Below are 24,981 nucleotides of genomic sequence, written 5' to 3'. Positions count from 1 at the left end.
TCAGAACCATCGCCGGGCGGCATCAAGCGCCTCGAATTCCACGCGGGCTGCTGTGCTGAATTCGCGCAACAGGTCGATCGCGCCGTTCTGTGCCATATCACGAAGCTCGACAAAACTCTTATCCGGCTCCAGATAGGTGTCGAGGATCTTCCTTGCGATATGTTCGGCAGACCTGACGACCGGTTCGCTCGAGAGCACTCGCATCCGACCAAGTTTTGCGTAAAGACTGACCAGGCTCGGTATGTCGGCCTCGTCGTGCTGGAGCGAGTCGATATAGCACTTGGAGGCTTCCTCGATGAAATCCCGGTAAAGGTTCTGGCGGCGATTTTTCTCATGCGACAGCCATTGTGCACGAAGCTGGACGCGCTGGCTCATCAGGTTGGCAATCAGGCTGCTCATTCCGCCGACGGCAGTACCGGTCAAGGCAGCCAGCGCCGAGATGATCGATGCATCCATTTATGAAGCTCCCCGAACTAGAGCAGGTGTTGACGCACGACGCCGGTTGTTGAACTCGACGACAACTGCAATGCCGGCATAGACTGCCACGAGCAGCCACAGTCCCAGGAACTCGCCGCGTACGTCGGACAGGCTCGCGCCGAGCTGAGCAACGTCGACGAGGCCGTCGATCGCGAGCGTGCTCGGAAGGAGCTTCGCGACCCACCTCACCGCCAAGGGCATGGCTTCGGCCGGCCAGGCGAAGCCGGCGAGGAAGAAAAACGGCAGCCCGATTGCCGCGAACACGAGTTGAATGGCGAGCGGCTTGCGGAGAGCGGCCGCGACCAACAAGCCCAGCGCGCCGACCGCAAGCGTGAAGGGCAACGCAAATGCGAGGATGGTCGCGACCGAACCAAGGCGCGGAATGCCGTAGAGATATGGCAAGCCGATCAGGTATGTCGCGACGATCAAAGCTTCCACCGCCAGGTATGCGAGAAGCTTGCCGGCAACGGTTGCGATCGACTCGTAGGCCAGATCGCCGAAGCGCCGCCGCGACGTGCCAACGGCGATCGCCGCTCCACCCGGCAAGGTCCCGAGCAGCCCGACCCCGATCAGCAACGTCTGCTGCAGGATCAGGACGAGGGCGGCTGGCAGGATGTAGGTGGCGTAACCGCCCTGCGGGTTGAACAGCGGCACCGGGATGAATGGCATCGGATCGGTGGCCGCCTCGGCAACGGGGAGATCGACGCCGAGCCCGACCAGACGCGAAACCTCGAAACTCGTCCCCAGCGTACGCGACACTGCCGTCACCGCACCGTTCATGCGCTGATACATCAGGAAGTAGCTGGCATCGGCATACAGCGCGATCGGGGATGTACGGCCGTGCATCAGGTCGCGTTCAAAATGCCGGGGGATCAGCAAAATGCCGAAGATCGATCGCGCATAGACTTCGCGCTGTGCGGTCGGCACATCCGGCAGCACCTGGGCGACTGCGACGTCCGGCGTCGCATCGACGAGCCGGGCCAGCTCGCGGCTGGTCTGGGTGCGATCCTGGTCCACGACCGCGATCGGAACCTTGCGCAGAGCTTCATTCAGATAGGGCTGCGGATAGAACACGGCGTAGACGGCCGCCGCGACCACCACGACCGAGACCACCGGCCGCAGTGAGAACAGCCGGCCGATCTCGTTTCGAAAGACAGCAAGGACCATCGTCATGGTGCGCGGCCCTCGCTGGAGCCCCGCATCTTCCAGATCCTGAGTGCGGTGAAGCTGATGAGCACGATCACGAAGCCGACCAGCACCAGTATCGGCTTCCAGGACAGATCGAGCGGCGTTCCCCGGATGGTCTGGTCGATCCGGGCCATCAGGTACCAGGTGCCCGGCAGCAATTCGCCATAGCCATAGGCGAATTGGTTCATGCCAAGCCGGGGAAAGCCGATGCCCATAAATCCGAACGCCGGCGCCGTCAGCAGCGTGGCAATGCTGACCGCGACAGCTACCTGCCGAAGCAACAGCGCGAGCAGTGCCCCGATGAACTGGCAGGCCAGCACGAAGAGGACGCCGGCGAACACGAGCAGTGACGGATCGCCCCGCAATGGCAGCTCGAGAAAGCGGAACAGCACCGCGTCCGCGATCCCGAGCATCGACAGGAACAGGATCGTGTATGGAAGCATCTTGCCGAACATCGCCGGCACAAGCCCACCACCCAATCGACGCAGTACCGCGAAGCGATGACGGGTCTCGACGTCGAGGCCGACGGCATAGGCCATGGTCGTCACCACGAGGGTCTGCAGCACCGCCGGCAACAACGCCGCAAGCAGGAAGTGGACGTAGTTCAAGGTCGAATTGAACAGCGCGTGGGTTTGCAGCGGGATCGGCGTGATCGCGGCCTGCGCCTCCTCCACCGGCTGCCCTTCCGCGGTTCGCAGCGAGATCCGGATGCCGGCGGCAACGGTCGGGATTGCGGCATTCGCGCCGCGCAGCACGAGGTTTCCGACCGTGAACGTCTGGGTGTTGTAGAAGAACACGACCTCCGGTCGGCGCCCGGCAAACACGTCGCGCTCGAGGTTCCGCGGCAGCATCAACAGACCGCGGATCTTACGTGCGACGATGAGATGCCGCCCTTCCGATAATTCCGCCACGTGCAGCACGGCTGCGGTATCCGGCGTGGCGTCGACGGCGCGGATGACGGAACGCGAGAGTTCCGAACCATCCAGGTCGAGCACGGCAATCGGCAACCGTGTTGCGAGCCCGGCGCTCAGGATCGCCGTCAGCAACAGCATCAAGCCGAGCGGGATCACGGCAGTGAGCATCAATAGGAGCGGGCGCCGCCGCAGCCAGGCCAGTTCGCGCCAAAACACCAGCGAGAAGCCCGGACGCTCGCGGTCTCGGCGCTGCATGTCAGCGGCCCCGTGCCGACCAGGCCGCGATGGCGCTCATGCCGGGCCGCAGCCCGTCGACCGGCTGCAACGGCTTCGCGCGCACCTCGAATGTCCGCAGGTCGAAGTCGCCGGTTGCGCGCGTGGCCCGCCAGGTCGCGTACTGCCCCTGAACGTTGATCATCGTAACGCGCACGGGAATGACCTGCGATTTCAGGGCCGGCACAGTCACGTCGAACTTGTCATCGACCTTCAACCCGGCGAGCAGGTCCTCGCGGAGATTAAAGGTGAACCAGAGATCGCCCATGTCGATCAGCGAGAACACCGGCGCGCCGGCGCTGAAATTCTCACCGAGTTCGGCGACGCGGCTCGTGATCTGCCCCGAGGTCGGGGAATGCAGCGCAAGTTCGGCGACATCGACCTCGCGCTGGTTCAGGTTGGCTTCGGCCTGCTTGACCTGCGCGCCCGCCAGCGCCTTCTCCTCGTCACTCGCGCCCTTGATGGTGAGATCAAGCGCGGCTTTCGCGGCCTCGCGCTTGCGCGTTGCTGTCTCCAGATTGCGTGTAGCCTCATCGACGCGCTGCTGCGGGGTTGAACCCGAACTGATCAGGCTCGTCTGCCGGTCAAATACCTCCTTGGCGAGAACGACGTCGGCGTCGGCCGCTGCGAGGTCAGCCTTGTGGGCGGCGATATTTTCCGGGCGCGTGCTGTAGACCCGATCGAAATCGGCCCTGGCGACCGCGAGTTGGGCGTGCGCGGCTATGAGGGCCGCCTTGAGCTGGGGGCTGTCGAGTTGCGCAAGCAGCACGCCTCGATCGACCGTGTCGCCGACGTCAAAGCGCAGTTCTGCCACCCGCCCGTTGACACGGGGACTGACATCTACCCGGTTGGCGGTGACCTCGCCCTGGACAGTCAGCGGCGGCGGTCGGGTCGCAAACCACAGGAAAGTGCCGAGTCCAAGCACGGCCCCGGCCAGGACGATCCAGCGGACAGTTTTCAAGGCTGCGGATGAGGCGCTCATGGTGCGGATTTCTGCTTGCCGGGGTCGATGGGACGGGGCGCTTCCGTGATCAGCCGCGAACTGCGTTGGCCGGTCAGATACGACCACAGCCATTGCGTCTGGACCCTGAAGCGGTTCTGAAGCTGGGGTAATGCGAGCACGTGGAGAACGGCCCACACGACCCAGGTCGCAAAGCCGCTGGTGCGCAAATGGCCGGCCTCCAGGATCGCGAAATTCTTGCCGACAACCGCCATGTTGCCCTTGCTGCGGTAACGGAACGGGCGGCCGTCCTTGCGTCCCGTGACGCGATTGGCGATCAGCCGGCCGACGAACCCACCCTGCTGGATCGCCGCCTGCGCGACACCCGGCACCGGGTGGTCGTCCTGTGTCATTGATGTCGCATCACCGGCCACGAACACATCGCCAGCTTCTCCGATTTCCATGTAGGGACCGACCAGCGCGCGTCCCGCCCGATCGGTCTTGGTACCGAGCATTTTCACGACCGGTGACGCCGCCACTCCAGCGGTCCACAGCACGGTGGCGCTGGCGATGCGCTCGCCGCCGGCAACAACGCCCTGCTCGTCGACCTTCTCGACTTTCAGGCCGGTCCTTACCTCGACCCCGAGCCGCGCGAGCCGCCGCTCGACCTTCCCGGACAGGGATTCGGCGAACGTCGGCAGGATACGATTGCCGCCATCGACCAGGACGATCCGGCTTCGCGCCGGATCAATGCTGCGAAAATTGTCGCGCAGCGTAATCGAGACCATGTGGGCGATCGACGCCGCCAGCTCGACGCCGGTCGGGCCCGCCCCGACCAGCACGAACGTCATCTGGCGAGCCCGTTCGGCGTCGTCTTCTGTCGCTTCAGCCAATTCGAAGGCGCTGAGGATCTTGGTGCGGATCGTCTCGGCCTCGTTGAGGCTCTTGAGGCCCGGCGCGTACAGCGCGAACTCGTCGTGCCCGAAATAGCTCGGGCGCATCCCCGCTGCGACGACGAGGTAATCGAATCCAAGCTTGCGAAGACCAAGGCCTGGATGGATCGCCTCGACCGTGCGCCCACTCAAGCTGATGCCGGTGACCTCGGCCAGCACCACGCTGAGGTTCTTCTGCTTGGCTTCGAGCTGGCGGATCGGCGTCGCGATTTCCGACGGGGCCAGGACCGCAGTCGCGACCTGGTACAGCAGCGGCTGGAAGATATGATGGTTGCGCCGATCGATCAGAATCACCTCGGCATCGACCTTCCTCAGTGCACGCGCGGCGGCGATCCCGGCAAATCCGCCGCCGACGATCACGATGCGCTTGCGCCTCGATTGCAGCTCGGCGTCCGGCGTGCTCTTCGCTTGCGAAAGATTCTCGGTCAAAACGGTGCTCATCGGCGTCCCTGACGATCTTTCCTGCTGAGGCCGTCTGCCCATTGTCCGAGACGAGATACTTCGGCTTGCCCCTCCGCGCTTGAACGGGGTTGCCAAGCCTAGAACGCTCTTGCCGCGTTCGAACCGGTTCTCGGTTCCGCCGAGGTTGGGGCGTGCTTGAGGAACTGGCTGCGGGTCAGACACTACGCGGCAAGAACGTCCCGCTGCGGTCAAACCGATGCACGCACTCCATCGCCCGGATCGGCATATCAGGCAGCAACAGTCGAAAGCTGCCCCGGAAGAGCAAGCCTCACCGGCGTCTGCCACCAGATCATGCGAGGTCCGCGATGTCCTTTGACCCTGTGCTGCTATCGCGTATTCAGTTTGCCTGGGTGATCGGCTGGCACATCCTATTGCCGGCCTTTACCGTGGGCGCTGCCTCCTTCATCGCCGTCGTGGAAGGCCTGGCGCTGAAGACCGGGCACGAGGTCTACGTCCGCATCTCGACCTTCTGGATCAAGATTTTCGCGATCGCCTTCGGCATGGGCGTGGTGACTGGCATCATCATGCCATTCCAGTTCGGCACCAATTGGAGTCGGTTCGCCTCAGCCGGCGCCAATGTGCTGTCCCCCCTGTTCGCCTATGAGGGCTTGACGGCCTTCTTCCTTGAAGCGGCATTCCTCGGCGTGCTGCTGTTCGGCCGCAAGCTGGTCCCGCCCTGGGCGCACTTCGTGGCGGCCGTCATGGTGGCGCTGGGAACGCTGTTCTCGTCGTTCTGGATCCTGTCCGCCAACAGCTGGATGCAGACGCCGGCGGGCTACGAGATCATCAACGGCCAGTTCTATCCGAAGGACTGGATCGAGGTGATCTTCAATCCGTCGTTCCCCTACCGGCTGGCCCACACCGTCATCGCCTTCTTCACGACCACCGGCTTCGTGGTGCTCGGCGTCGGCGCCTACCTGCTCCGCCGCGGCCGTTCGGTGGCGGAGTCGCGCACCATGCTATCGATGGCACTGTGGATGTTGACCGTGCTGGTGCCGCTGCAGATCGTCGTCGGCGACTTGCACGGCCTCAATACGCGCGACCATCAGCCGGCAAAGCTCGCGGCGATCGAGGCGCGCTGGGATACCGCGCGGCGCGTGCCGTTGACGCTCTTCGCCGTGCCCGATGACAAGGAGGGGCGCAACAAATACGCGATCGAGATTCCATGGCTCGGCAGCCTGATCCTGACGCATGACCTCGACGGCCAGGTGAAGGGCTTGAAGGACTTTCCGGCCGATCAGCGTCCCCCGGTCGCGATTCCGTTCTTCGCATTCCGTGCCATGGTCGGCTGTGCCGGCGTGATGTTCCTGCTGGTCGTGGCCGGCGCGTGGCTGCGTTGGCGCGGGCGGCTCTATGACACGCCGCTTTACCTTCGGCTGTGCCAGTACGGCATTCCGCTCGGTTTTATCGCCGTGATCGCCGGCTGGTTCGTCACCGAAGTCGGACGCCAGCCCTGGACGATCTACGGGCTCTTGCGCACCGCGCACTCCGTGTCGCCGTCGCTCACGGGTCTCGACGTGACGCTGTCGCTGCTGGGCTACATGGCCGTGTATCTGCTGATCTATCCGTGGGGCCTCATCCTCATGCTGCGGCTGGTGCGCAGAGGCCCGATGGAGACACCCGAGGCAGACGCCGCCGTCGAGGCCGGGCGTCCCGCCGGACCCGTTCTTGCGCCCGCAATCGCCGTAGCGAAAGGAAAAACGCTATGACCCAGGTTCTCGATCTTGTCCCGATCTGGACCGTCATACTCGGATTGGCCGTATTCTTCTACGTCCTGCTCGATGGCTTCGACCTCGGCGTCGGAATGCTCTATGGCCTGGCGCCCGACACCGGTGCCCGAAACACCATCATGAACTCCATCGCGCCGATCTGGGACGGCAATGAAACCTGGCTGCTGCTTGGCGGCATCGGCCTGCTGGCTGCGTTTCCGGTCGCATTCGCCGTGATCATTCCCGCGGTCTACTTTCCCATCCTCGTGATGCTGCTCGCGCTGGTGTTCCGCGGTCTGGCGTTCGAATTCCGTTTCCGTGACGCCGAGAACAAGACGTTCTGGGATCACGCGTTCTGCTATGGATCGGCCATCGCAACGTTCGCCCAAGGGCTCGTGCTAGGCGCTTTCATCCAGGGGTTTTCCGTCGTTGACGGGCAATTCGGCGGCACCTCGTTCGCATTCTTGACCCCGTTCTCCGTCCTGACCGGCGCTGCCCTGATGTTCGGCTACGGCCTGCTCGGCGCTGGCTGGCTGATCCTGAAAACCGAAGGCGACGTCCAGGCCGCAGCGCGCCGCCATGGGCGGATCTGTCTCGCGGGCGTGGCTGCCGCGATCGGCATCGTCTGCATCTGGACGCCGATGATCAGCCCGACGGTCGCAGCCCGCTGGTTCGACTGGCCGAACATGTTGCTGTTCGCACCGGTGCCGGTGCTTACGACCGCGGTCGGGTTCGTTACCTGGCGCGCGCTCAGCGGCAGAGCCGAGGCAATGCCCTTCCTCGGCGCGATCGGGCTGTTTCTGCTGTCCTATCTCGGCATCGCGATCAGCCTTTATCCGATGATCGTTCCCTATCAGTTGACGCTGTGGGATGCCGCCTCCTCGCCGCGCACCCAGGCCTTCCTGCTGGTAGGCACGCTGTTTCTGCTGCCCGTCATCCTGACCTATTCCGGCTGGTCCTACTGGGTGTTCCGCGGAAAGGTGCGAGCCGACATCGGATACCAGTGATGGGAATCTGCGGGAGCTGATACCGTGCATCGGATAACCTACCCTCACGGAGTTACGATCGAGGCATCCAGTGGTCAGACCTTGCTCGACGCCTCGATCGAAAACCGCATTCCGCATCACCACCAGTGCGGCGGTCAGGCGCGCTGCACGACCTGCCGCGTTCGGATTCTCGACGGTCTCTCGCAGGTCTCGGCGCGCGCACCACTCGAGGAGCAAGTCGCGGCACAGCGCGGCTGGGACGACTTCACGCGTCTCGCCTGTCAGACCAGGATATATGGCAACGTCGTTGCACGCCGGCTGTTGCAGAGCCCGCAGGACGTCGTCGTCCTCGACCTCGACGAGTTAGGCGCGAGTTCGGGAGCCGAGGAGCGAGAGCTGGATGTCGCCGTGCTCTTCTGCGACATACGCAACTTCACGAGCCAGACCGAACGCAGCCTGCCCTACGACGTCGTCTACTTCCTGAACGGCCACTTCGCCGCGGCCGCCGAAGTGGTGCTGAACAACAACGGCTTCATCGACAAGTATATCGGGGACGGCTTGCTTGCAGTTTTTGGGATCAGGGGCGAGGCACCCGCGGTCGCGTGCCGCAATGCGGTTCGCGCTGCGATCGGGATGCAAGACGCCGCAACGCGGCTCTCTCCGATCTTCGAGCGCGATCTCAACATTTCATTGCGTATCGGCATCGGCGTACATTTTGGCCCGGCGATCCTGGGCCATGTTGGCCATCCGGGAAAGCGGCAGATCACGGTGATCGGCAATACCGTGAACGTCGCCAGCCGGATCGAGCGCATGACAAAGCAGCTCAATGCCCCAATCCTGCTAAGCGACAGCGTCGTCACCCATTTGTCCGGCGCACTTCGTCTTGGCGTCTCCAACAGGCTTCGCCTCAAGGGTACTTCCGAAGCCGCCCTGCTGCACGCCTGCGATGGCTTCATAAGCCCCGATCCGATTCACCTCGTCCAATCGTCCTTCCATCGGATCGCGCCCCGCCTGATCGCGTTCGGCGAACGCTTCTACACCATTTTGTTTGAAGCCAACCCGGAACTGCGTCCGTTGTTCAAGAACGACCTTGCTGCCCAGCAACGCATATCGGTGTCGATGCTGAGCTCGCTGGTCAAGGGACTAAACCGGATCGCGGACATCAAAGGCGGCGTGCGAGAGCTGGGACAGCGTCATTGCCGATATGGAGCTTCCATGAACCACTACAACAAGGTCGCTAGCGCTCTGCTGCTGACACTGGTGGAGTTCCTCGGCGATGAATTCAGCCCCGAGATGCGCGCCGCCTGGATTTCCGTATTTGGTACAATCTCGAGCCTCATGATCGAGGGTGCACAGACGGTTGAAGCCGCTCCCGTGGCCTGACCGGGATGCCCCCTTCTGATTGCTGCACTGCGTAAGGCCAGCCTCGCCCCGCAAGCAGGGCGAGGCTGATCTACTCAGGTGCCTTCAAACTTGAACGACACGTTCAGCTTGGCACGATAGGCCTCGACCTTGCCCTTGGCGTCCAGTTGTACGTCGAGCTTGATGACCTCGGCGACACGAAGATCCCGCAGTGACTTTGCGGCCTGCTCGACCGCGTTGGCGGCGGCCTTCTCCCAGGAATCGCTGCTGGTACCGATCAGTTCAATGACCTTGTAGACGCTCTCAGGCATGTCGTCCTCCGTTCGGTATGAAGCAGGGCGCAGATGCTCCCTGCCGGCATCAAGCCTAGCACCACGATGTCAATGCCGAAAGGACGCGGCGTGGTGGCGGCTGCCTGCAAACGTTGGCCAGGCCGTCATCTGTCCGACGGCGCGACGGCAATTTCGCCAGTGCAGGACGATTGAGACAAATCTGAACAAGCGTTTTGCCGTTGGACAGGGTGAGATCGCGGCAAGCGCCCTGTGAAATCGTGCAGGCTGTTCTGATTGGTGCAGCCCACCGACCGGGTTGAACGCGACAAGAATGCCTCGGAGAGATGACCATGAAACGGCTTTGGCTTTGTGTGATGGCAACGAATTGCATTGTGGCCCTGACGCCCGCAGCACATGCGCGCTCGGCCTATGACGGGTCCTGGGATCTCCTCTTTGTGACCCAAAGCGGCGACTGCGATCCGAGCTATAACTTCACGGTCAATGTTTTCAACGGGGTCGTGACGCACCCCAACCTGGTGAAATTCAGGGGGCACGTCGCGAGATCGGGCGCCGTTCGCGCTTCGGTAACCGTTCATGAGAAATACGCCGCTGGCACGGGCCGCCTGTCCAATACCACGGGCCGCGGCACATGGCGCGGCCACTCCGGAAGCGCACAGTGCCTGGGCTATTGGACCGCGCAGCGAAACTAACTCCTTCCGCAATGAATCAGCTGCGAAACGCAGCAAAGACGTCCTCGAATCGACAAGCGCCTTCGCGATGCCAAGCTACATCGGCGCAAGACTTGCCCAGGTTCTTACAAATGCGCGGGGACAGTCGCATGATCGCCCAATTGACCCTGATAGAGCGGCAGCACGCGATCATGATCAGCGCGGCTATCGCCCTTCTCGGCGGCCTGATGATCCTGGCCGGCCGGGACGACCTCATGGGCGTTCATGGTGCTCTGATTTCTGCCGCGAGCATCATCATGATCTTCCGCATCGGCGGGAGCTATTATGCTCCGCCGCCCTCCGAAGATCGCCTTAGGCACTACTATGACGATCCGAGCAAGGTCGGCATTGTCCTCTCGATGATGTGGGTAGTCGTCGGACTCGCGGTTGGCGACTGGGTCGCCTGGCAGTTGGTCAATCCCGATCTCACCTTCGGCGCCGGCTGGTCGAGCTTTGGACGGCTGCGGCCGGTCCACACCACGTCCGTGATCTTCGGATTCGGCGGCAATGCGCTGATCGCGACATCGTTCTACGTGCTGCAGCGAACCTCGCGCGCCCGCCTGCCGGACCAGGTGACCCCCTGGTTCGTGTTGTTCGGCTACAACCTGTTCTGCCTACTCGCCGTCACCGGCTACATGATGGGCATTACCCAGTCCAAGGAATACGCCGAACCGGAATGGTACACCGACCTCTGGCTGGTCGTGGTGTGGGTCACCTATTTCATTCTCTATCTGCGCACACTGGCCCGGCGCAAGGAGCCTCACATCTACGTATCGAACTGGTATTACATGGCGTTCATCCTGGTGGTGGCGATGCTGCATATCGTCAACAACCTCGCCGTTCCGGTCTCGATCGGTCACGCCAAGAGCTACTCAGCCTTCTCCGGCGTGCAGGATGCGATGACACAGTGGTGGTACGGGCACAACGCGGTCGCATTCTTCCTGACCGCCGGCTTCCTCGGCATGATGTACTATTTCCTGCCGATGCGCGCCGGTCGACCGATCTATTCCTACCGGATGTCGATCATCAGCTTCTGGGGAATCACGTTCTTCTACATGTGGGCCGGATCACATCACCTGCACTTCACCGCACTGCCGCAGTGGGTGCAGACGCTCGGCATGACATTCTCGCTGATGCTCCTGATCCCGTCCTGGGCTTCCGCCGGCAACGTGCTGCTGACGCTGAATGGTGCCTGGGACAAGGTCCGCGACGACGCCACGTTGCGCTTCATGATGGTCGCTGGCGTGTTCTACGGACTGACGACCTTCGAGGGATCGTTCATGGCGATCCGCTCGGTGAATTCGCTGTCGCACTACACGGACTGGACGATCGGCCACGTTCACGCCGGCGCGCTCGGCTGGGTGGCCATGATCACCTTCGGATCGATCTACGCGTGCGTGCCCTGGCTGTGGAAACGCGAGCGGATGTACTCGCCCAAGCTCATCGAGGCGCATTTCTGGCTCGCGCTGGCCGGCACCGTCATCTACGTTTTCGCGATGTGGAATTCCGGCATCGTCCAGGGACTGATGTGGCGGACCTACAATGAGAGCGGCACGCTCGCTTATTCCTTCGTCGACACACTGGTCGCGATGCACCCTTACTACATCGCGCGCGCCGTCGGCGGATTGCTGTTCCTGATCGGCGGGTGTCTCGGCGCCTACAATGTCTGGAAGACGATCAAGCTGCCGGGCACGGCTGCTGAACATGCGGGTGATCTTCCCCAGCACGTCGTGCTCGGCGCGGGCATCCCGCAGGCCGCGGAGTGAACATCATGTCGTTGTTCGGATTTCACTACCGGCTGGAGAGCAAGGCGATCGGCCTTACCCTCGGGATCATCGCGGCCGCGAGCATCGGCGGGATGGTCGAGATCGCCCCCCTCTTCACCATTCACCAGACCGTCGAAGACGCGCCCGGCATGCGGCTCTACACACCGCTCGAGCTCGCTGGACGCAACATCTACATCCGCGAAGGCTGCTACGCCTGCCATTCGCAGATGATCAGGACGCTGCGCGACGAGGTCGATCGCTATGGCCCCTATTCGCTCGCGGTCGAGTCGAAATACGACCACCCGATGCTCTGGGGATCGAAGCGCACGGGTCCAGACCTCGCCCGGATCGGCGAGAAATATTCCGACCAATGGCACGTCGCACACCTGAACAATCCGCGCGATGTGGTGCCGGTCTCGGTGATGCCGGCCTACGGATGGCTGCTCACAACGGAATTGCGCACCGACGATCTTGACCTTCACCTGAGGGCCCAGCGCAAGGTCGGCGTACCCTACACCGACGACATGATCGCCAACGCCGCAAGCGACGCATACGCGCAGTCCAACCCGGATGCGCCACAGGCGGACGGTGTCATCAAGCGTTATGGCAAGGCCACAACATTGCGCGCATTCGACGGCCAGCCAACCCGCCTGACCGAAATGGACGCGCTGGTCGCCTATCTCCAGGTGCTTGGGCATCTCACCGACGCGGCGCGCAAATCGATTGCAGAGGTGGAGGCCGGCCAATGATCGTCGAGCACGCGTTCCTGGTCGGCTTCTCGAAGTCGTTCGGGCTGTTCTACCTGATCGCCCTGTCGGTCGCTGTGGCGATTCACGCGATGAAACCGTCGAACAAGCAACGATTCGACGAGGCGGCCCGATCGATCCTTCGCGATGAGGCAGAACCATGGCGGTAGAGCATCCAGATCGTGACGCCTATACGGGCTATCTCACGACCGGTCACGAGTGGAGCGGCCTGAAGGAGCTGAACACGCCGGTCCCGCGCGTGCTCTATTTTTTCCTGACCTTGGCGTTCCTGTTCTCGGTCGGCTACTGGGTGCTGATGCCGGCCTGGCCGCTTGGCGTGACCTACACCAAAGGCCTGCTTGGCATCGACCAGCGCAAGCTCGTAGCGGCATCGCTGCAGGATGCCGCACTCGAACGCAGCGTCTGGACCAAGCGGATCGAGACCGAGGATTTTGCCGCGATCCAGTCTGATGCGCGTCTGATGACAATCGTGCGCGAGACCGGTCACACCCTGTTCGGCAACAATTGCGCGGCGTGCCATGGCGCCGATGCCAGGGGCGGTCCCGGCTTTCCGAACCTGACGACGAACTCGTGGCTCTGGGGCGGCAAGCCTGAAGATGTCTTCAACACCATCCGCGTCGGTGTCAACTCCGCGCATCCGGACACGCACGTCTCACAGATGCCGGCATTCGGCCGCGACCAGATGCTGCCGCGCCAGGACGTCATCAAGGTGGCGCGCTTCATCTATTCCTTGTCGCATCCGCGCGCGGATGATGTCGATCCCGCGGCGATCGCAGCCGGCAAGGCGATCTTCGCTGCAAATTGCGTGGCCTGCCACGGAGCTGACGCCAAGGGCAATCCGGAACTCGGCGCTCCCAATCTGACCGATCGCTTCTGGATCTATGGCGGCGATTTCGACACGATCGACACCACGGTGTGGGGCGGACGTCAGGGCCACATGCCGACCTGGGAAAGCCGGCTCTCCCAGCTCGACCGCAAGATCCTGACGCTCTACCTCGTCGACAAGAGGATACCGCCCGAATGACCGACCTTGCCTTCGAACGGCGGCGCGGCAGGGCGACCGTGGCGCTCTGGTCCCTGATCGCGTGCGGCGTGGTCGCCGTGCTGGCCGCCAATGCGCACTTGCTCTATGTCGCGTCGAGCTCGCAGCCGGCCTGCGTCGACCACCTCCGCCAGAACGAAGCCGGTAGCGAACCGGGCCTCTACCGCGCGGCCAACTCGTCCTGTTCGCCGTCCGCCCGCCGCCCTCCTGCACAAGGAAACGAGCGATGACGATGCTCCCTTCCGTCGCGCCGCCGCTCCCGACGATCAACAAATGGGCTCGGCCATTGACGATGGCCGATCCCGTCAAATGGCTGGCACAAGGCTGGCGCGATTTCGTCACGCAGATGCCGCTGAGCCTGGCCTATGGCGTGCTGATCCTCGCGATCTCCCTGATCCTGGTGTCGGGCCTGATCGCGCTCAAGCGCGACTACATCCTGTTTCCGGTCTTCGCGGGCTTCATGGTGATCGGCCCGATCCTGGCCGTCGGGCTCTACGAGAAGAGCCGGCGGATCGAGGAAGGCCTGCCGGTGCGCTGGCAAAACCTCTTTTTCGTCAGGCCGCGTTCCGGCGGCCAGATTCTGTTCACCGGCGTCCTGCTCTGCCTGCTGATGATCGTGTGGATCCGTGCGGCCGTGCTGATCTATGCGCTGTTCTTCGGCATGGTGGCATTCCCCGGCCTCGGCCATATCGCGCCGATGCTGTTCACATCAGGCACCGGCTGGGCGATGCTGACCGTCGGCACCCTCGCCGGCGGATTGTTCGCTGCCTTCTCTTTCGCGATCAGCGCGTTCTCAATTCCGATGCTGCTCGACCAGCGCACCGACGCGCTGACCGCGATGGGCTCCAGTATGGCCCTGGTCTGGAACAATTTGCGCGTCCTTCTGGTGTGGGCGGCGATCGTGCTCGCGTTGTTTCTTGCAGGTCTCGGCACCGGCATGTTCGGGTTGATCGTGATCTACCCCCTGCTCGGTCATGCCACCTGGCACGCCTATCGTGCCGTGCAGCCGGAGGAGGCTTGACCGCGAAACTGATGGAGCTTCCCGATGAGCTGCTGTGCCCCCGGCGCCGAACTCTACCTTCAGCAGGTCAAAGCCGTTGACGACGAGATCCTGCTTGCAAGCCGGACCGTCCATGACGATCTCCGTCAGACCGACCTGTCGGTGCCCGACATCCATTGCGGCGGTTGCCTGCAGCAGATCGAGGCGGCCCTTCGCAAGCTCGAAGGCGTGGCAGAAGCGCGGGCCAATCTCTCGACCCGCCGCGTCACGGTTCTCTGGCGCGGCGATTCACCGCCTCCCCTGATCCCGACGCTGACAGCGATCGGCTATCGGGCCCATGTCCACGATATCGACACCGGAAAGCAGGACGCGGCGCTGGCGCAATTGCTGCGCGCGCTGGCGGTTGCGGGCTTCGCCTCGACCAACGTGATGCTGCTGTCGGTTTCGATCTGGGCGGGCGCGGAAGCCGAGACGCGCGATCTGTTCCACTGGATATCGGCGCTGATCGCGCTTCCGACGCTTGTCTATTCCGGCCGGATTTTCTTCCGCTCCGCCTGGCGCAGCCTGAAGCACGGCCGGACCAACATGGATGTCCCGATCTCGATCGGCGTCCTGCTCACCTTCGCCATGAGCCTGTACGAGACCCTTCATCATGGACCTTACGCCTATTTCGACGCGGCGGTATCGCTCCTGTTCTTTCTCCTGATCGGCCGGACGCTGGACCATATCATGCGCGAGCGGGCGCGGGAGGCGGTTGGCGGGCTGGCGCGGTTAGCCGCGCGCGGCGCACTCGTCCTGCGGCCCGACGGCAGCCGGGCGTATCTGCCGGTTGATGAGATCGAGCCTGGAATGACCATCCTGCTGGCGGCCGGCGACCGGGTCCCGGTCAATGCGCGGGTGCTCAAGGGGGTCTCCGAGCTGGATTATTCGCTGGTGTCGGGCGAGAGCGCCCCGCGGCAAGCCATCGAGGGTGCAGAGCTGCAGGCGGGCATTCTCAATTTGTCGGGACCACTGACCGTCGTCGCGACCGCCACGGCTGATCACTCGTTCCTGGCCGAGATGAGGCGGATGATGGAGGCTGCGGAAACCGGCCGATCGGCCTATCGCCGGATCGCCGACCGCGCCGCACGGCTTTACGCGCCGGTGGTTCACTCGGTTGCGTTTCTGAGCTTCGTTGGCTGGATGATCGCGACCGGCGATGCGCACCGGGCCGTCACCATTGCGATCGCGGTCCTGATCGTCACCTGCCCGTGCGCGCTCGGCCTCGCCGTTCCAATGGTGCACGTTGTCGCCGCCGGGCGGCTGTTCAAAAAGGGCATCATGATCAAAGACGGCAGCGCCCTCGAACGGCTCGCCGAAACAAATGTCGTGGTCTTCGACAAGACCGGCACGCTGACTGCCGGCCGGCCGCGGCCTGCGGCGAGCGGCAGAACCGATGCCGATATCCTGGGCCTCGCCGCTGCGATCGCGATGCACTCGCGCCACCCCTATTCGCAAGCGGTGGCCGCGTTGGGCCCCGACGGTCGACAAGCCGTCTTCGACGCGGTGTCGGAATTTCCCGGCAAAGGTGTCGAAGCAAGACGCGGCGGCCACGTCTATCGCCTGGGACGTCGAGACTGGGCCGTTACCGGAGGACAAATTCCCGCGAATGATCGTGATGCGACCGTGACACTTGCGATCGACGGCGTGGGCGCGACCGATTTCCGCCTCGACGACACATTGCGCGCTGGAGCGCGAGAGGCCGTCGCCGAGCTCAGAGGATCGGGAGCGTTCGTAGAAATTCTGTCCGGCGACCGCGAGCCGCGCGTGCGCGACGTTGCCCGACAACTTGGCTTGACCTGGACATCCGATGCCGGACCGTCCGACAAGGTCCTACACATCTCGGCGTTGAAGCAGGCCGGCAATACGGTGCTGATGGTCGGCGACGGACTGAACGACGCACCCGCGCTCCGTGCGGCGGATGTGTCGATGGCGCCGGCGTCGGCTTCCGATATCGGACGCAACGCCGCCGATCTCGTGTTTTTGCGCGATAGCCTCGAGGCGGTCCCTGAGGCGATCGCAATATCGCGCGCGGCGCGTGCTCTGGTCCGGCAGAATTTTGCGTTGGCGATCACCTACAACATCGTGGCGATCCCGCTCGCCGTGCTCGGCACGGTGACGCCGCTTCTTGCCGCGGTCGCCATGTCGCTTTCATCGGTAACGGTTGTCGCCAACGCGCTACGGCTTGACTGCCGGACGCAACGCGAATCGCGGGATGTCGTTCGGGCGGCAAAGCCCGCGATACAAGGCCCGTGATACTCGGGATGCACAAATGATCGACTTCTTTTTTCTCGTGCCGATCGCGATAGGATTGGGATTGGCCGGCCTCGCTTCATTCATGTGGACGCTTCGGAACGGCCAATACGATGACCTCGAAGGTGCCGCTGAGCGGATCCTGTTCGAAAGCAAGCTCGGTCCGGAATAGCCAATCGTCAGGCGGCGAAAGACGCTCCGGTACGGAGGGCGCGATAGCGCTGCGAAGCAGATACTGTTCACGGCAAGGAACACGGCGGCCCAGGCGAAGCCTGGCTAGGGAGCACATCGCTCCCCGCCCGGACAATCCGATTCTAATTCTGCAGCAAGCGGTACCCTCCCGCGAAGGGCGGAACAGGATTGTCCGTTTTGCTCGCCCAATTATCCCATTCTACGACGGGCACGTGATCGACCTGTGCCATCGAATCTAATCGACGGGACCGCTGTCGGTCGGCCATTCGGCGATCGCTATCGCGTGCCCTGACTGCGGCCGCGTGCCGGCTGCGTGCCGCAGCTTACGGCTGTCGACAGTCCAACCAGCGGCGCGGAGCTGCTCGTCGATCAGGACGCGCGTGGTCGCCTCGTCGAGCTCGACCTGTTGTGCCTGCCGGTTGGCGAGCTGCGCCAGGAGATCGAGCTGCTGTGGCGGTGCGGCCTCCGCCGCAGCTTGGGCCGCCTTCAATGCGGCCTCGGTCCTTCGCATGCCGGCCTCGGTTTCGGCGGCATAGGTCTCCCAGAATTCCTTGTCCTGCCGGTATGCTTCTGCTTCCGAGATCGCCTTCAGGCGCGCGTCTTCTGCGTCCCGATACGCAAGCAATGCTTTCGCTGCCTCATCGGAGCTGACGCTGACCACCTTCCGCAGCTCTTCCAGTTCGGCTTTGAGAGCGACCGTGGCGTCAACAGGAGGCGTTGGGGGGACAAATGGACCGGGCCGGTAGTTCGGCCGACCACCATAGCTCTGGTGGAACCATACGGCCGCACCGCGCGCAATCTTCAGCGCAGCGAGCGCATCTGCTGTCGAGCCTACATTCTCGTGAGCCGCAGCATTACCAACGCGCTTCAGGTGGAAAAGGAGGTTCGCGACCTCGGTCGGTAGCACACCTCGAACTTTCAGAGTCCGCAGCACCTCGTCGAAAGTCGCAGTGCTGGACGGCAGAAGACCGTGCCGGGCTGCGACCTCCTTGGTGAGGAATTCGCCGAGCTGCCGCAGCTTGATCAGTGTCGATGGGGCGTCATCGAAGAAATAGCGCTCGGCCAACGCGCCCAGCCGCGCAAGACGCTCGTCCTGCACCGCAAGAAAATCAAAATTGCTCGAAACCCCCATCAAGCAACCACTGCCAATTCAGTCATCAGCTCAAAGAGTTGTGCCGTCTTATGCGCACCACTTCTCGTTCAATATCATTACCACCGCTTCCCCACCACCACCGAACCGCTCCCCTACTTGTACCGAACTACTTCCCCACCAATACCGAACCTCTTCTCCAGTGCAACCGAACCGTTTCTCCGCAGTTACCGAACCAGTACCGAACTGGTAGGTAACCACCTGATAACAAACATCTATTTGTCTTTTTCATGTGGACAACACTAGGAAAAAATACCATTTCGCCCCCGAGCGCCTAGTATTGACCGCAGACACTAAACGACCCTTCGACCAATGGATGAGACGACTGATGACCACTCAGGCTGAACCCAACTTCATGCTGAAAAGCGAAGTTGAGAAAGTCCACCCGGTGAGTGATCGCGCAAGGAAACGCGCGGAGATCGCCGGCCTCTTTCCCAACAGGGTCGCGCTCGCTCCCCACACGCCGGGCTGGCGGAGGTCTGAGGTGCTGGCGTGGGAAGCCGATCCGATCGCTTGGGCCGCAGCACGGTCGAAAGCCGCGGGATAGAGTTTTCAAGGACAAGCGTATGGCGCGCCCTGTCGCAATGCCGGTTGGAGCTTGGCCTCTGGAGATGAGGGCCGAGACAGCTGCGGCTTACTGCGACGAGCCGAGCGTAGAGGCATTTCTCGCAAAGGTTTCGAGAGGCGTGTATCCGCCTCCAAGGCGCGAGAAAGGCTCCCATCCAAAATGGCACCGCCACAAGCTGGACGCCAGCATTGCCCACCGTCACGGGCTGCAGCATGATCGCCTAGAATCTGAAGATGCAGCGGCGCTGATCGGATGAAACGCAAACCACCAGGCTGGCCCGACTACATGGAGGCCAAGCAGACCGCGAGCGGCTTACGCTATTACTGGAACGCGCCGTCCTGGGCGCGAAAACGCGACTACCCGATCACCAGCGAGGCGCTTGGGACCGACTACGGCGCAGCGAAGGCACGATGCGACGAATTCCTGAATCCTGCGTTCGACAGCTGGCGGACCGGTGGTGCTACCGATGACTTCAGGAGGCCTCGCGCCATAGTGGGGTCGTTCGATTGGCTCGTTGCCGCATATCGATCCAGCAAGAAGTTCACCAACCGCCCAGCCCGCACTCAAGCCAGCTACGACCGCGCGCTGAATGATGTGGCGGGGTACTCCCTCAAGGATGGACGCCGGTTCGGAGCTCTACACATCAAGAGCATCGATGCCCATGCCGTCGATCGGTTGTACGAGAAGCTGAAGGTGGGCTCGAACGGAAAGACACGGCACAGGAGCGCCCTGCTATCCATGACCGTTTGCAAGCGCGCATGGGACGTCGCGCATCGCGCCCATCCGACGGTGGTGCCGACGGCAAACCCGTTCAAAGGGCTCGAGATCGAATATGAGCCCAAGCAAAACAGAGCGGCAACGCTACCCGAATTGATCCAGTTCGTAACCGCGGCCGACGCCGACGGCACCCCGTCGCTGGGCACCGCGGCAATGATCGCGTTCTATTGGCTGGTGCGCGAGGAGGACATCTTCGGTCGCTTCGCATGGTCGGATTACCGCCCTGCCGACCGGCAGGACCATGTTCTGGCCTGGCACCACAAGAACAGGAAGACCGAGAAGGTAGCCGTTCCCCTGTTCGACACCGACGGCACTGCTCTCTGGCCCGAGATGACGGCTCGGCTCGAAGTAGCGAAGCGTACGGGAACACTGGTCGTGATGCGCGACAACGCCGACCGCCGGAAGAAAGTCCATCTTCCCTGGATGACGGGCGGCCGGAACCCCATGCGCTACGTCCAGGCCGAGGTACGTCGAATCTGCCGCCTCGCTGGCCTCCCTGACGACATCACCTTCACGACCTTCCGGCACGGAGGACATACAGACGGCGCGAACTCCGGGTTGACCGACGCACAGATGCGTGCGCTGGGGGGCCACAAGAGTACCGCCGCCTTGCTCCGGTACGCGAAGGAGACCGACGCGCAGCGGCAGATCGCCGGGCGCAAACGACTGAACGCGAGAACGGATAGGGGGAATTTGTCAGAATAAGCAGGTGACACGTTGTCAGAATGACGACCTCGTATCCCTGCTAACTCGTTGAGAGGATTGGTGGGCGCACCAGGGCTCGAACCTGGGACCCGCTGATTAAGAGTCAGCTGCTCTACCAACTGAGCTATGCGCCCGGAACTCGTCCGGAAATGACCCTCGCAAGAGAGGCCGTCGTTTAGCAAAGCGATTCCGCTATGTCCAGCAAGCTGGCGCAAGTTTTCCCGACTTTTGCGAACCCTCCCGACAGCCGAAAGGCCGCCGGATTCCGGCGGCCTTTCATGGGCTTGGGGAAAGCGTCGTCGACTGGCGCTCAGAGCCGGCCCGAGCGCTCCTGATCCGGCCCGTCATCGTGGTCGAAATGGTGGTCGCGGCCGCCGCGTTCCCAGCGGTCCATGCCGCGCTCGAGGCGGTGGCGGCGCCAGCCCTCGGCGCCGAATCCGCGGCCTTCCATGTGGGTGAGCAGGGTGAGCCGCCGCTTCTGGTTGTCGTCGAGCGTCTTGTAGAGGGGGTCGGCGGCATCGGCGATTTTCTTCAGCGACGTCGCGGTCGCCGCCATGTTGTCGGCGCGCTCACGCAGACGCGCGATCGGATCATCCGGCTTGTCGGCCTTGTCCGCGTCGGTCTTCTCGACGGCCATCCGCGCATTGGCGCGATCGATCCGCATCTTGGCGAAGTCACGCACCGCGGCCTCGACCGGCGGCCACAGCTTTTCCTGATCGGCGGTGAGCTTCAGCCCGGCGTGCACCGCGGCGATGCGCGCGTCGAGGAAGGCGGCGCGATCCTCGGCGCTCATCCGCATATGGCCGTGGAACCAGGGACGATGCTGGGCATAGGCCGCAGTCGAACCGGCAATCGTGAGCGCCGCGACGCCGGCGAGCAGAACTTTATTCATCCGAACCTCCTTTGAAGGTTGCTCGAAGATGATACCGCCTGCTGCTGCCTTCAACTTACGGATTGGACAGAGAGACCTGTCTTACCAAGATGTAATCCGCTTCATTGCCCGTCAGAAACATCCAAAGCGCGAGGTCGCGCTCTGGATTTCTTGTTGTTACGCATGATCTCATCGGAAAACCGCTGCACACTTTTCCGGATCATGCGTGCGTCAGATCATTCCGAGCAGCCGCGGCAGCCACAGCGAGATCTCCGGCACGTAAGTGATCAGGCCGAGGAACACCAGCATCGCGCACAGCCACGGCAGCACCGAGATCGTGATCTCGCTGATACCCATCTTGGCAATACTGCTCGCGATATAGAGGTTAAGGCCAACAGGCGGATGGCACAGCCCGACCTCGGTGTTGACGATCATCAGGATGCCGAGATGCACCGGATGCACACCGAGCTTGGTCGCCAGCGGAAACAGGATCGGCGCCATGATCAGGAGGATCGACGACGGGTCCATCACGTTGCCGGCGAGCAGCAGGATGACGTTGACGACCAGCAGGAACATCCACACCGAGAAGTTCTTGTCGATGATCCAGGCCGCCATCTCCTGCGGGATCTGCTCATGCGTCATCAGGAACGAGAACAGCACCGCGTTGGTGATGATGTAGAGCAGCATCGAGCTCATGCTCGCCGCCTGCAACAGCACCTTCGGCACCTCGGAGAGCTTCAGCTCCTTGTAGACGAACACGGTGATGAAGAAGGCGTAGGTCGCGGCGACCGCGGCTGCTTCCGTCGGCGTGAAGATGCCGCCATAGATGCCGCCGAGCACAATCGCGATCAGCGAGAGACCCCAGATGCTTTCGCGGAAGGCGGTGAACTGCTGGCCGATGGTCGCGCGCGGCATCTTCGGATAGCCGTTGCGCTGGGCGACGAAGAAGGTCACCGCCGCCAGCATTAGCGCAAGCAGGACGCCCGGCACGATGCCGGCCATGAACAGCGCACCGATCGAAGTGTTGGTCGAGACGCCGTACAGCACCAGGATGATCGAGGGCGGCACCAGAATGCCGAGCGCGCCCGAGGTCGAGATCACGCCGACGCCGAACCGCTTCGGATAGCCGTGATCGACCATCGCCGGCATCATGATCGAGCCGATCGCGACCACAGTGGCGACACTCGAGCCCGAGATCGCCGCAAACATCGCGCAGGCCGCAACGCCGGCCAGCCCAAGGCCGCCCGGTAGATGCCCCACTAATGAGGTCGTGAACGCGATCATCCGCCGCGCGACGCCGCCGCGAGTCAGGAAGGTGCCGGCCAGGATGAAGAACGGGATCGCCATGATGCCGAAATTGTCGAGGCCCGAAAACAGTTTCAGGCCGACGCTCTCGATCGGCACCTCGGTCATCGTGAACAGGAAGGTGAGCACGGTCAGGCCGAGCGAAATCGAGATCGGCATGCCCGTCAGCATCAGGGCAAACAGCAGTCCGAAGATAAGTGCGGCGCTCATCACGCTTCTCCAAGCGCGACAGGCGCAGTCTTGCTGGTCTCGACGCCGTCGACATGCGAGGCGTCATGATGTGGCAGCTCGTCGGTCCACCAGTAGTTCCAGCACACTTGCAGGAAGCGGAAGCACATCAGGTAGGAGCCGAGCGGGATGCAGGCGTAGACGATCCAGCTCGGGATCTCCATGTCCGGCGAGACCTGGTCGGTGTGCATCAGTTCGAACACGAACTTGGCGCCCATGGTGCCGACGATCGCGGTGAACAGCGCGCCGCCGAGCAGGCCGAAAGTGATGGTGCGCTTGCGCCAGGCGTCATTGAGGCGATTGATCAGCACGTCGACGCCGACATGGATGCCGGTGCGCACGCCATATGCGGCGCCGAACTTCGCCATCCAGATGAACATGTAGATGCAGAGTTCCTGCGACCATGCGAGGTTGATGCCGAACAGGTACGGATAGAGCACGGGAACGTCGACCAAAAAGCGGTGCACGACCGTGACGAAGGTCAGGAGCGTCGCAGCGCCCATCAGGCTCGCGATGATGATTTCCTCGAGCCGGTCCAGAATTTTAAGCAGCATTGATCTCCCCTGTCATGGCCTGATGCGGCAACCGGCCACGGCACCCAAACCGCGGCCTCACGTGGCCGCGGCATTCGTTAGATTTGCGGTTCAGATCCGCGTTTTGCTGAGCATGGTCTATCCAGAAAACCGCAGTCCAGTGTTCCGGATCATGCCCTAGTTCATCGGGCTGCGGCCCGTTTCCTTCAGGAATTCGTCGATCAGCGGCTGGCCGACGCGCGACGCCACGTCCTTGTAGACCGGCATCATCGCCTTGCGCATCGCCTCATCCTGCTCCGGCGTCAAGGCGACGATCTCGGTCTTGCCGGCCTTCTTGATCTCGGCGAGCGCGTCCTCGTTTTCCTTGGCCGACTGGCTGTTGCCGAACTCGGTCGCTTCCTTCATCGCCTTGGAGAGCTCGTCGCGGATATCGGCCGGCAGGCCGTCCCAGAACTTCTTGTTCACGACCACGACGTAGCCGATATAGCCGTGATTGGTGACGGTGGCGTACTTCTGCACCTCATGCATTTTCTGGGTGTAGATGTTCGACCAGGTGTTCTCCTGGCCGTCGACCACGCCGGTCTGCAGCGCCTGGTAGACGTCGGAGAACGCCATCACCTGCGGGATCGCACCGAGCGCGCGGAACTGGGCTTCCAGCACCTTCGACGACTGGATGCGGAACTTGAGCCCCTTGTAGTCGGATGGCGCGACCAGCTTCTTGTTGGCGCTCATCTGCTTAAAGCCGTTGTCCCAATAGGCGAGACCGATCATGCCCTTGGAATCCAGCTTCTTGAGCAGCTGGGCGCCGAGCGGGCCATCGGTCACCTTGCGCAGCGATTTCAGGTCGGGGAGGATGTAGGGCAGATCGAAGACTTCGAACTCCTTGATGCCGATCGGGCCGAACTTCGAGTTCGATGGCGCCAGCATCTGCACGGCGCCGAGCTGCAGCGCCTCGAGCTCTTCCTTGTCCTTGTAGAGCGTCGAGTTCGGATACACCTCGACCTTCACCTTGCCGCCGGTGTACTTCTCGGCGAGTTCCTTGAACTTGTCGGCCGCCTTGCCCTTCGGCGTATCCGATGCCACCACGTGGCTGAACTTGAGGACGATCGGCGACTGCGCCGAGGCCTGCCCGACAAAGGTCAAGGCCGCGATCGACGCCGCAGCCAAAATGAGTTTACGCATGTTTCCTCCCGCGTAATTGCGGAGCACGAACACCGGCCCCGGGACATCCGGTCGCACCATTACAGACAAGCACCGACGATTGCCATTGCCCCTTTAGCAGGGGCCGATTCCGTCATTGCTGCACTGCAAAATCCGATCCGGCGGTATCTCCTTCGGCTCTTGCAACCGTTCAACGACACCGCCCGCACGCTGTGCCCGGCCATGGCCGCACGGTCAATGCGAGGTTTGGCAATGGCGAGTTCGCCGGGCGCGAATGCTGGTGGCTAAATTGGCCGCTGCCCCCCGCCGCCCACGGCGTAGACTGCTTTCACAGCAACCACAGCTGTCGTCCCTGCGAAA

Annotated in this window: 25 protein-coding genes and 1 tRNA gene; 14 read left to right on the top strand and 12 right to left on the bottom strand. The window is 62.8% G+C overall.

The genetic code is table 11. The features are described 5' to 3' along the window. Genes H8A95_RS16500 through H8A95_RS16480 form a run of 5 tightly spaced genes read right to left on the bottom strand, consistent with a single transcriptional unit; the run spans nucleotide 1 to nucleotide 5,186 of the window. Nucleotides 1-456, bottom strand: coding sequence for a hypothetical protein (locus tag H8A95_RS16500; protein WP_229166490.1), 456 nt, complete (start codon nucleotides 454-456; stop codon nucleotides 1-3). Then, nucleotides 457-1,650, bottom strand: a complete 1,194-nt coding sequence (locus H8A95_RS16495; RefSeq protein ID WP_229184072.1) for an ABC transporter permease — start codon at nucleotides 1,648-1,650, stop codon at nucleotides 457-459. Beyond that, nucleotides 1,647-2,834 (bottom strand): ABC transporter permease, encoded by a 1,188-nt coding sequence (locus H8A95_RS16490; RefSeq protein WP_229184071.1) that lies wholly within the window; start codon nucleotides 2,832-2,834, stop codon nucleotides 1,647-1,649. The genes H8A95_RS16495 and H8A95_RS16490 overlap by 4 nt, the downstream gene beginning before the upstream one ends. A gap of 1 nt (nucleotide 2,835) precedes the next feature. Continuing rightward, nucleotides 2,836-3,834 carry an HlyD family secretion protein gene (locus H8A95_RS16485; RefSeq protein ID WP_229184070.1) on the bottom strand — a complete coding sequence of 333 codons (999 nt, stop codon included), beginning with the start codon at nucleotides 3,832-3,834 and terminating at the stop codon, nucleotides 2,836-2,838. After that, a complete protein-coding gene (locus tag H8A95_RS16480) occupies nucleotides 3,831-5,186 on the bottom strand; it encodes an NAD(P)/FAD-dependent oxidoreductase (RefSeq protein WP_229184069.1) in 1,356 nt (451 codons plus the stop codon). The genes H8A95_RS16485 and H8A95_RS16480 overlap by 4 nt, the downstream gene beginning before the upstream one ends. A 326-nt stretch (nucleotides 5,187-5,512) precedes the next feature. Between H8A95_RS16480 and H8A95_RS16475 the strand changes: the two genes are divergently transcribed. From H8A95_RS16475 to H8A95_RS16465, 3 genes are read left to right on the top strand one after another with little or no spacing between them, the layout of a single operon-like run. Further along, nucleotides 5,513-6,916 (top strand): cytochrome ubiquinol oxidase subunit I, encoded by a 1,404-nt coding sequence (locus H8A95_RS16475; protein ID WP_229184068.1) that lies wholly within the window; start codon nucleotides 5,513-5,515, stop codon nucleotides 6,914-6,916. Beyond that, nucleotides 6,913-7,923 (top strand): cytochrome d ubiquinol oxidase subunit II, encoded by a 1,011-nt coding sequence (locus H8A95_RS16470; protein WP_229184067.1) that lies wholly within the window; start codon nucleotides 6,913-6,915, stop codon nucleotides 7,921-7,923. The genes H8A95_RS16475 and H8A95_RS16470 overlap by 4 nt, the downstream gene beginning before the upstream one ends. Nucleotides 7,924-7,947: 24 nt before the next feature. After that, nucleotides 7,948-9,285, top strand: a complete 1,338-nt coding sequence (locus tag H8A95_RS16465; RefSeq protein WP_338027858.1) for an adenylate/guanylate cyclase domain-containing protein — start codon at nucleotides 7,948-7,950, stop codon at nucleotides 9,283-9,285. 74 nt (nucleotides 9,286-9,359) lie between these two features. Here the strand turns inward: H8A95_RS16465 and H8A95_RS16460 are convergent, their stop codons facing one another. Continuing rightward, a complete protein-coding gene (locus tag H8A95_RS16460; protein ID WP_229166498.1) occupies nucleotides 9,360-9,575 on the bottom strand; it encodes a dodecin family protein in 216 nt (71 codons plus the stop codon). Between the two features lie 311 nt (nucleotides 9,576-9,886). Here H8A95_RS16460 and H8A95_RS16455 point away from each other — a divergent pair, with 311 nt between their 5' ends. From H8A95_RS16455 to ccoS, 9 genes are all read left to right on the top strand, one after another. Next, nucleotides 9,887-10,246, top strand: coding sequence for a hypothetical protein (locus H8A95_RS16455; protein WP_229184065.1), 360 nt, complete (start codon nucleotides 9,887-9,889; stop codon nucleotides 10,244-10,246). 128 nt (nucleotides 10,247-10,374) lie between these two features. Continuing rightward, a complete protein-coding gene (gene ccoN / locus H8A95_RS16450; RefSeq protein ID WP_229184064.1) occupies nucleotides 10,375-12,030 on the top strand; it encodes a cytochrome-c oxidase, cbb3-type subunit I in 1,656 nt (551 codons plus the stop codon). Nucleotides 12,031-12,035: 5 nt separating this feature from the next. After that, the gene (gene ccoO / locus H8A95_RS16445; RefSeq protein WP_229184063.1) at nucleotides 12,036-12,779 is read left to right on the top strand and encodes a cytochrome-c oxidase, cbb3-type subunit II; all 744 of its coding nucleotides are present in this window, start codon (nucleotides 12,036-12,038) and stop codon (nucleotides 12,777-12,779) included. Continuing rightward, nucleotides 12,776-12,946: a cbb3-type cytochrome c oxidase subunit 3 gene (locus H8A95_RS16440; protein WP_229166502.1), complete on the top strand. Its 171-nt coding sequence runs from the start codon at nucleotides 12,776-12,778 to the stop codon at nucleotides 12,944-12,946. The genes ccoO and H8A95_RS16440 overlap by 4 nt, the downstream gene beginning before the upstream one ends. Further along, nucleotides 12,937-13,821 (top strand): cytochrome-c oxidase, cbb3-type subunit III, encoded by an 885-nt coding sequence (gene ccoP, locus H8A95_RS16435; RefSeq protein WP_229184062.1) that lies wholly within the window; start codon nucleotides 12,937-12,939, stop codon nucleotides 13,819-13,821. The genes H8A95_RS16440 and ccoP overlap by 10 nt, the downstream gene beginning before the upstream one ends. Next, a complete protein-coding gene (locus H8A95_RS16430; protein ID WP_229184061.1) occupies nucleotides 13,818-14,069 on the top strand; it encodes a hypothetical protein in 252 nt (83 codons plus the stop codon). The genes ccoP and H8A95_RS16430 overlap by 4 nt, the downstream gene beginning before the upstream one ends. Continuing rightward, complete coding sequence (locus tag H8A95_RS16425; protein ID WP_229184060.1) at nucleotides 14,066-14,860, top strand: DUF2189 domain-containing protein; 795 nt, start codon at nucleotides 14,066-14,068, stop codon at nucleotides 14,858-14,860. The genes H8A95_RS16430 and H8A95_RS16425 overlap by 4 nt, the downstream gene beginning before the upstream one ends. Nucleotides 14,861-14,884: 24 nt before the next feature. Beyond that, entirely contained in the window at nucleotides 14,885-17,134 is a 2,250-nt protein-coding gene (locus tag H8A95_RS16420; RefSeq protein ID WP_229184059.1) for a cation-translocating P-type ATPase, read from the top strand. A 16-nt stretch (nucleotides 17,135-17,150) separates the two neighbouring features. After that, nucleotides 17,151-17,303 (top strand): cbb3-type cytochrome oxidase assembly protein CcoS, encoded by a 153-nt coding sequence (gene ccoS / locus H8A95_RS16415; RefSeq protein WP_229166507.1) that lies wholly within the window; start codon nucleotides 17,151-17,153, stop codon nucleotides 17,301-17,303. A gap of 255 nt (nucleotides 17,304-17,558) precedes the next feature. Here the strand turns inward: ccoS and H8A95_RS16410 are convergent, their stop codons facing one another. Beyond that, on the bottom strand, nucleotides 17,559-18,389 hold the full coding sequence (locus tag H8A95_RS16410) for a DUF4145 domain-containing protein (RefSeq protein ID WP_229184058.1): 831 nt from the start codon (nucleotides 18,387-18,389) through the stop codon (nucleotides 17,559-17,561). A gap of 412 nt (nucleotides 18,390-18,801) precedes the next feature. Here H8A95_RS16410 and H8A95_RS16405 point away from each other — a divergent pair, with 412 nt between their 5' ends. Both H8A95_RS16405 and H8A95_RS16400 read left to right on the top strand, forming a co-directional pair. Then, nucleotides 18,802-19,020, top strand: a complete 219-nt coding sequence (locus H8A95_RS16405; RefSeq protein WP_229184057.1) for a helix-turn-helix transcriptional regulator — start codon at nucleotides 18,802-18,804, stop codon at nucleotides 19,018-19,020. Between the two features lie 273 nt (nucleotides 19,021-19,293). Beyond that, nucleotides 19,294-20,523, top strand: a complete 1,230-nt coding sequence (locus H8A95_RS16400; protein WP_229184056.1) for a site-specific integrase — start codon at nucleotides 19,294-19,296, stop codon at nucleotides 20,521-20,523. A 58-nt stretch (nucleotides 20,524-20,581) separates the two neighbouring features. Here the strand turns inward: H8A95_RS16400 and H8A95_RS16395 are convergent. From H8A95_RS16395 to H8A95_RS16375, 5 genes are all read right to left on the bottom strand, one after another. Continuing rightward, nucleotides 20,582-20,657 (bottom strand) — tRNA-Lys (locus H8A95_RS16395). A gap of 176 nt (nucleotides 20,658-20,833) precedes the next feature. Beyond that, entirely contained in the window at nucleotides 20,834-21,415 is a 582-nt protein-coding gene (locus tag H8A95_RS16390) for a Spy/CpxP family protein refolding chaperone (protein WP_229184055.1), read from the bottom strand. Between the two features lie 210 nt (nucleotides 21,416-21,625). After that, nucleotides 21,626-22,909, bottom strand: coding sequence for a TRAP transporter large permease (locus tag H8A95_RS16385; RefSeq protein WP_092115778.1), 1,284 nt, complete (start codon nucleotides 22,907-22,909; stop codon nucleotides 21,626-21,628). Beyond that, nucleotides 22,909-23,481 (bottom strand): TRAP transporter small permease, encoded by a 573-nt coding sequence (locus H8A95_RS16380; RefSeq protein ID WP_229184054.1) that lies wholly within the window; start codon nucleotides 23,479-23,481, stop codon nucleotides 22,909-22,911. The genes H8A95_RS16385 and H8A95_RS16380 overlap by 1 nt, the downstream gene beginning before the upstream one ends. 156 nt (nucleotides 23,482-23,637) lie before the next feature. Beyond that, nucleotides 23,638-24,642 (bottom strand): TRAP transporter substrate-binding protein, encoded by a 1,005-nt coding sequence (locus H8A95_RS16375; RefSeq protein ID WP_229184053.1) that lies wholly within the window; start codon nucleotides 24,640-24,642, stop codon nucleotides 23,638-23,640. Nucleotides 24,643-24,981: the final 339 nt, after the last annotated feature.

Source organism: Bradyrhizobium oropedii (genome assembly GCF_020889685.1).
GTDB lineage: Bacteria > Pseudomonadota > Alphaproteobacteria > Rhizobiales > Xanthobacteraceae > Bradyrhizobium > Bradyrhizobium oropedii.
This window is presented reverse-complemented; position numbering and strand designations above follow the sequence as displayed.

Coding starts and splice junctions, on each gene's coding strand:
- H8A95_RS16420 (WP_229184059.1), top strand. CDS start 14,885: ATGAGCTGCTGTGCCCCCGGCGCCGAACTCTACCTTCAGCAGGTCAAA.
- H8A95_RS16495 (WP_229184072.1), bottom strand. CDS start 1,650: ATGACGATGGTCCTTGCTGTCTTTCGAAACGAGATCGGCCGGCTGTTC.
- H8A95_RS16380 (WP_229184054.1), bottom strand. CDS start 23,481: ATGCTGCTTAAAATTCTGGACCGGCTCGAGGAAATCATCATCGCGAGC.
- ccoN (WP_229184064.1), top strand. CDS start 10,375: ATGATCGCCCAATTGACCCTGATAGAGCGGCAGCACGCGATCATGATC.
- H8A95_RS16405 (WP_229184057.1), top strand. CDS start 18,802: ATGACCACTCAGGCTGAACCCAACTTCATGCTGAAAAGCGAAGTTGAG.
- H8A95_RS16500 (WP_229166490.1), bottom strand. CDS start 456: ATGGATGCATCGATCATCTCGGCGCTGGCTGCCTTGACCGGTACTGCC.
- ccoO (WP_229184063.1), top strand. CDS start 12,036: ATGTCGTTGTTCGGATTTCACTACCGGCTGGAGAGCAAGGCGATCGGC.
- H8A95_RS16470 (WP_229184067.1), top strand. CDS start 6,913: ATGACCCAGGTTCTCGATCTTGTCCCGATCTGGACCGTCATACTCGGA.
- ccoP (WP_229184062.1), top strand. CDS start 12,937: ATGGCGGTAGAGCATCCAGATCGTGACGCCTATACGGGCTATCTCACG.
- H8A95_RS16385 (WP_092115778.1), bottom strand. CDS start 22,909: ATGAGCGCCGCACTTATCTTCGGACTGCTGTTTGCCCTGATGCTGACG.
- H8A95_RS16440 (WP_229166502.1), top strand. CDS start 12,776: ATGATCGTCGAGCACGCGTTCCTGGTCGGCTTCTCGAAGTCGTTCGGG.
- H8A95_RS16375 (WP_229184053.1), bottom strand. CDS start 24,642: ATGCGTAAACTCATTTTGGCTGCGGCGTCGATCGCGGCCTTGACCTTT.
- H8A95_RS16460 (WP_229166498.1), bottom strand. CDS start 9,575: ATGCCTGAGAGCGTCTACAAGGTCATTGAACTGATCGGTACCAGCAGC.
- H8A95_RS16485 (WP_229184070.1), bottom strand. CDS start 3,834: ATGAGCGCCTCATCCGCAGCCTTGAAAACTGTCCGCTGGATCGTCCTG.
- ccoS (WP_229166507.1), top strand. CDS start 17,151: ATGATCGACTTCTTTTTTCTCGTGCCGATCGCGATAGGATTGGGATTG.
- H8A95_RS16400 (WP_229184056.1), top strand. CDS start 19,294: ATGAAACGCAAACCACCAGGCTGGCCCGACTACATGGAGGCCAAGCAG.
- H8A95_RS16475 (WP_229184068.1), top strand. CDS start 5,513: ATGTCCTTTGACCCTGTGCTGCTATCGCGTATTCAGTTTGCCTGGGTG.
- H8A95_RS16490 (WP_229184071.1), bottom strand. CDS start 2,834: ATGCAGCGCCGAGACCGCGAGCGTCCGGGCTTCTCGCTGGTGTTTTGG.
- H8A95_RS16455 (WP_229184065.1), top strand. CDS start 9,887: ATGAAACGGCTTTGGCTTTGTGTGATGGCAACGAATTGCATTGTGGCC.
- H8A95_RS16425 (WP_229184060.1), top strand. CDS start 14,066: ATGACGATGCTCCCTTCCGTCGCGCCGCCGCTCCCGACGATCAACAAA.
- H8A95_RS16430 (WP_229184061.1), top strand. CDS start 13,818: ATGACCGACCTTGCCTTCGAACGGCGGCGCGGCAGGGCGACCGTGGCG.
- H8A95_RS16480 (WP_229184069.1), bottom strand. CDS start 5,186: ATGAGCACCGTTTTGACCGAGAATCTTTCGCAAGCGAAGAGCACGCCG.
- H8A95_RS16390 (WP_229184055.1), bottom strand. CDS start 21,415: ATGAATAAAGTTCTGCTCGCCGGCGTCGCGGCGCTCACGATTGCCGGT.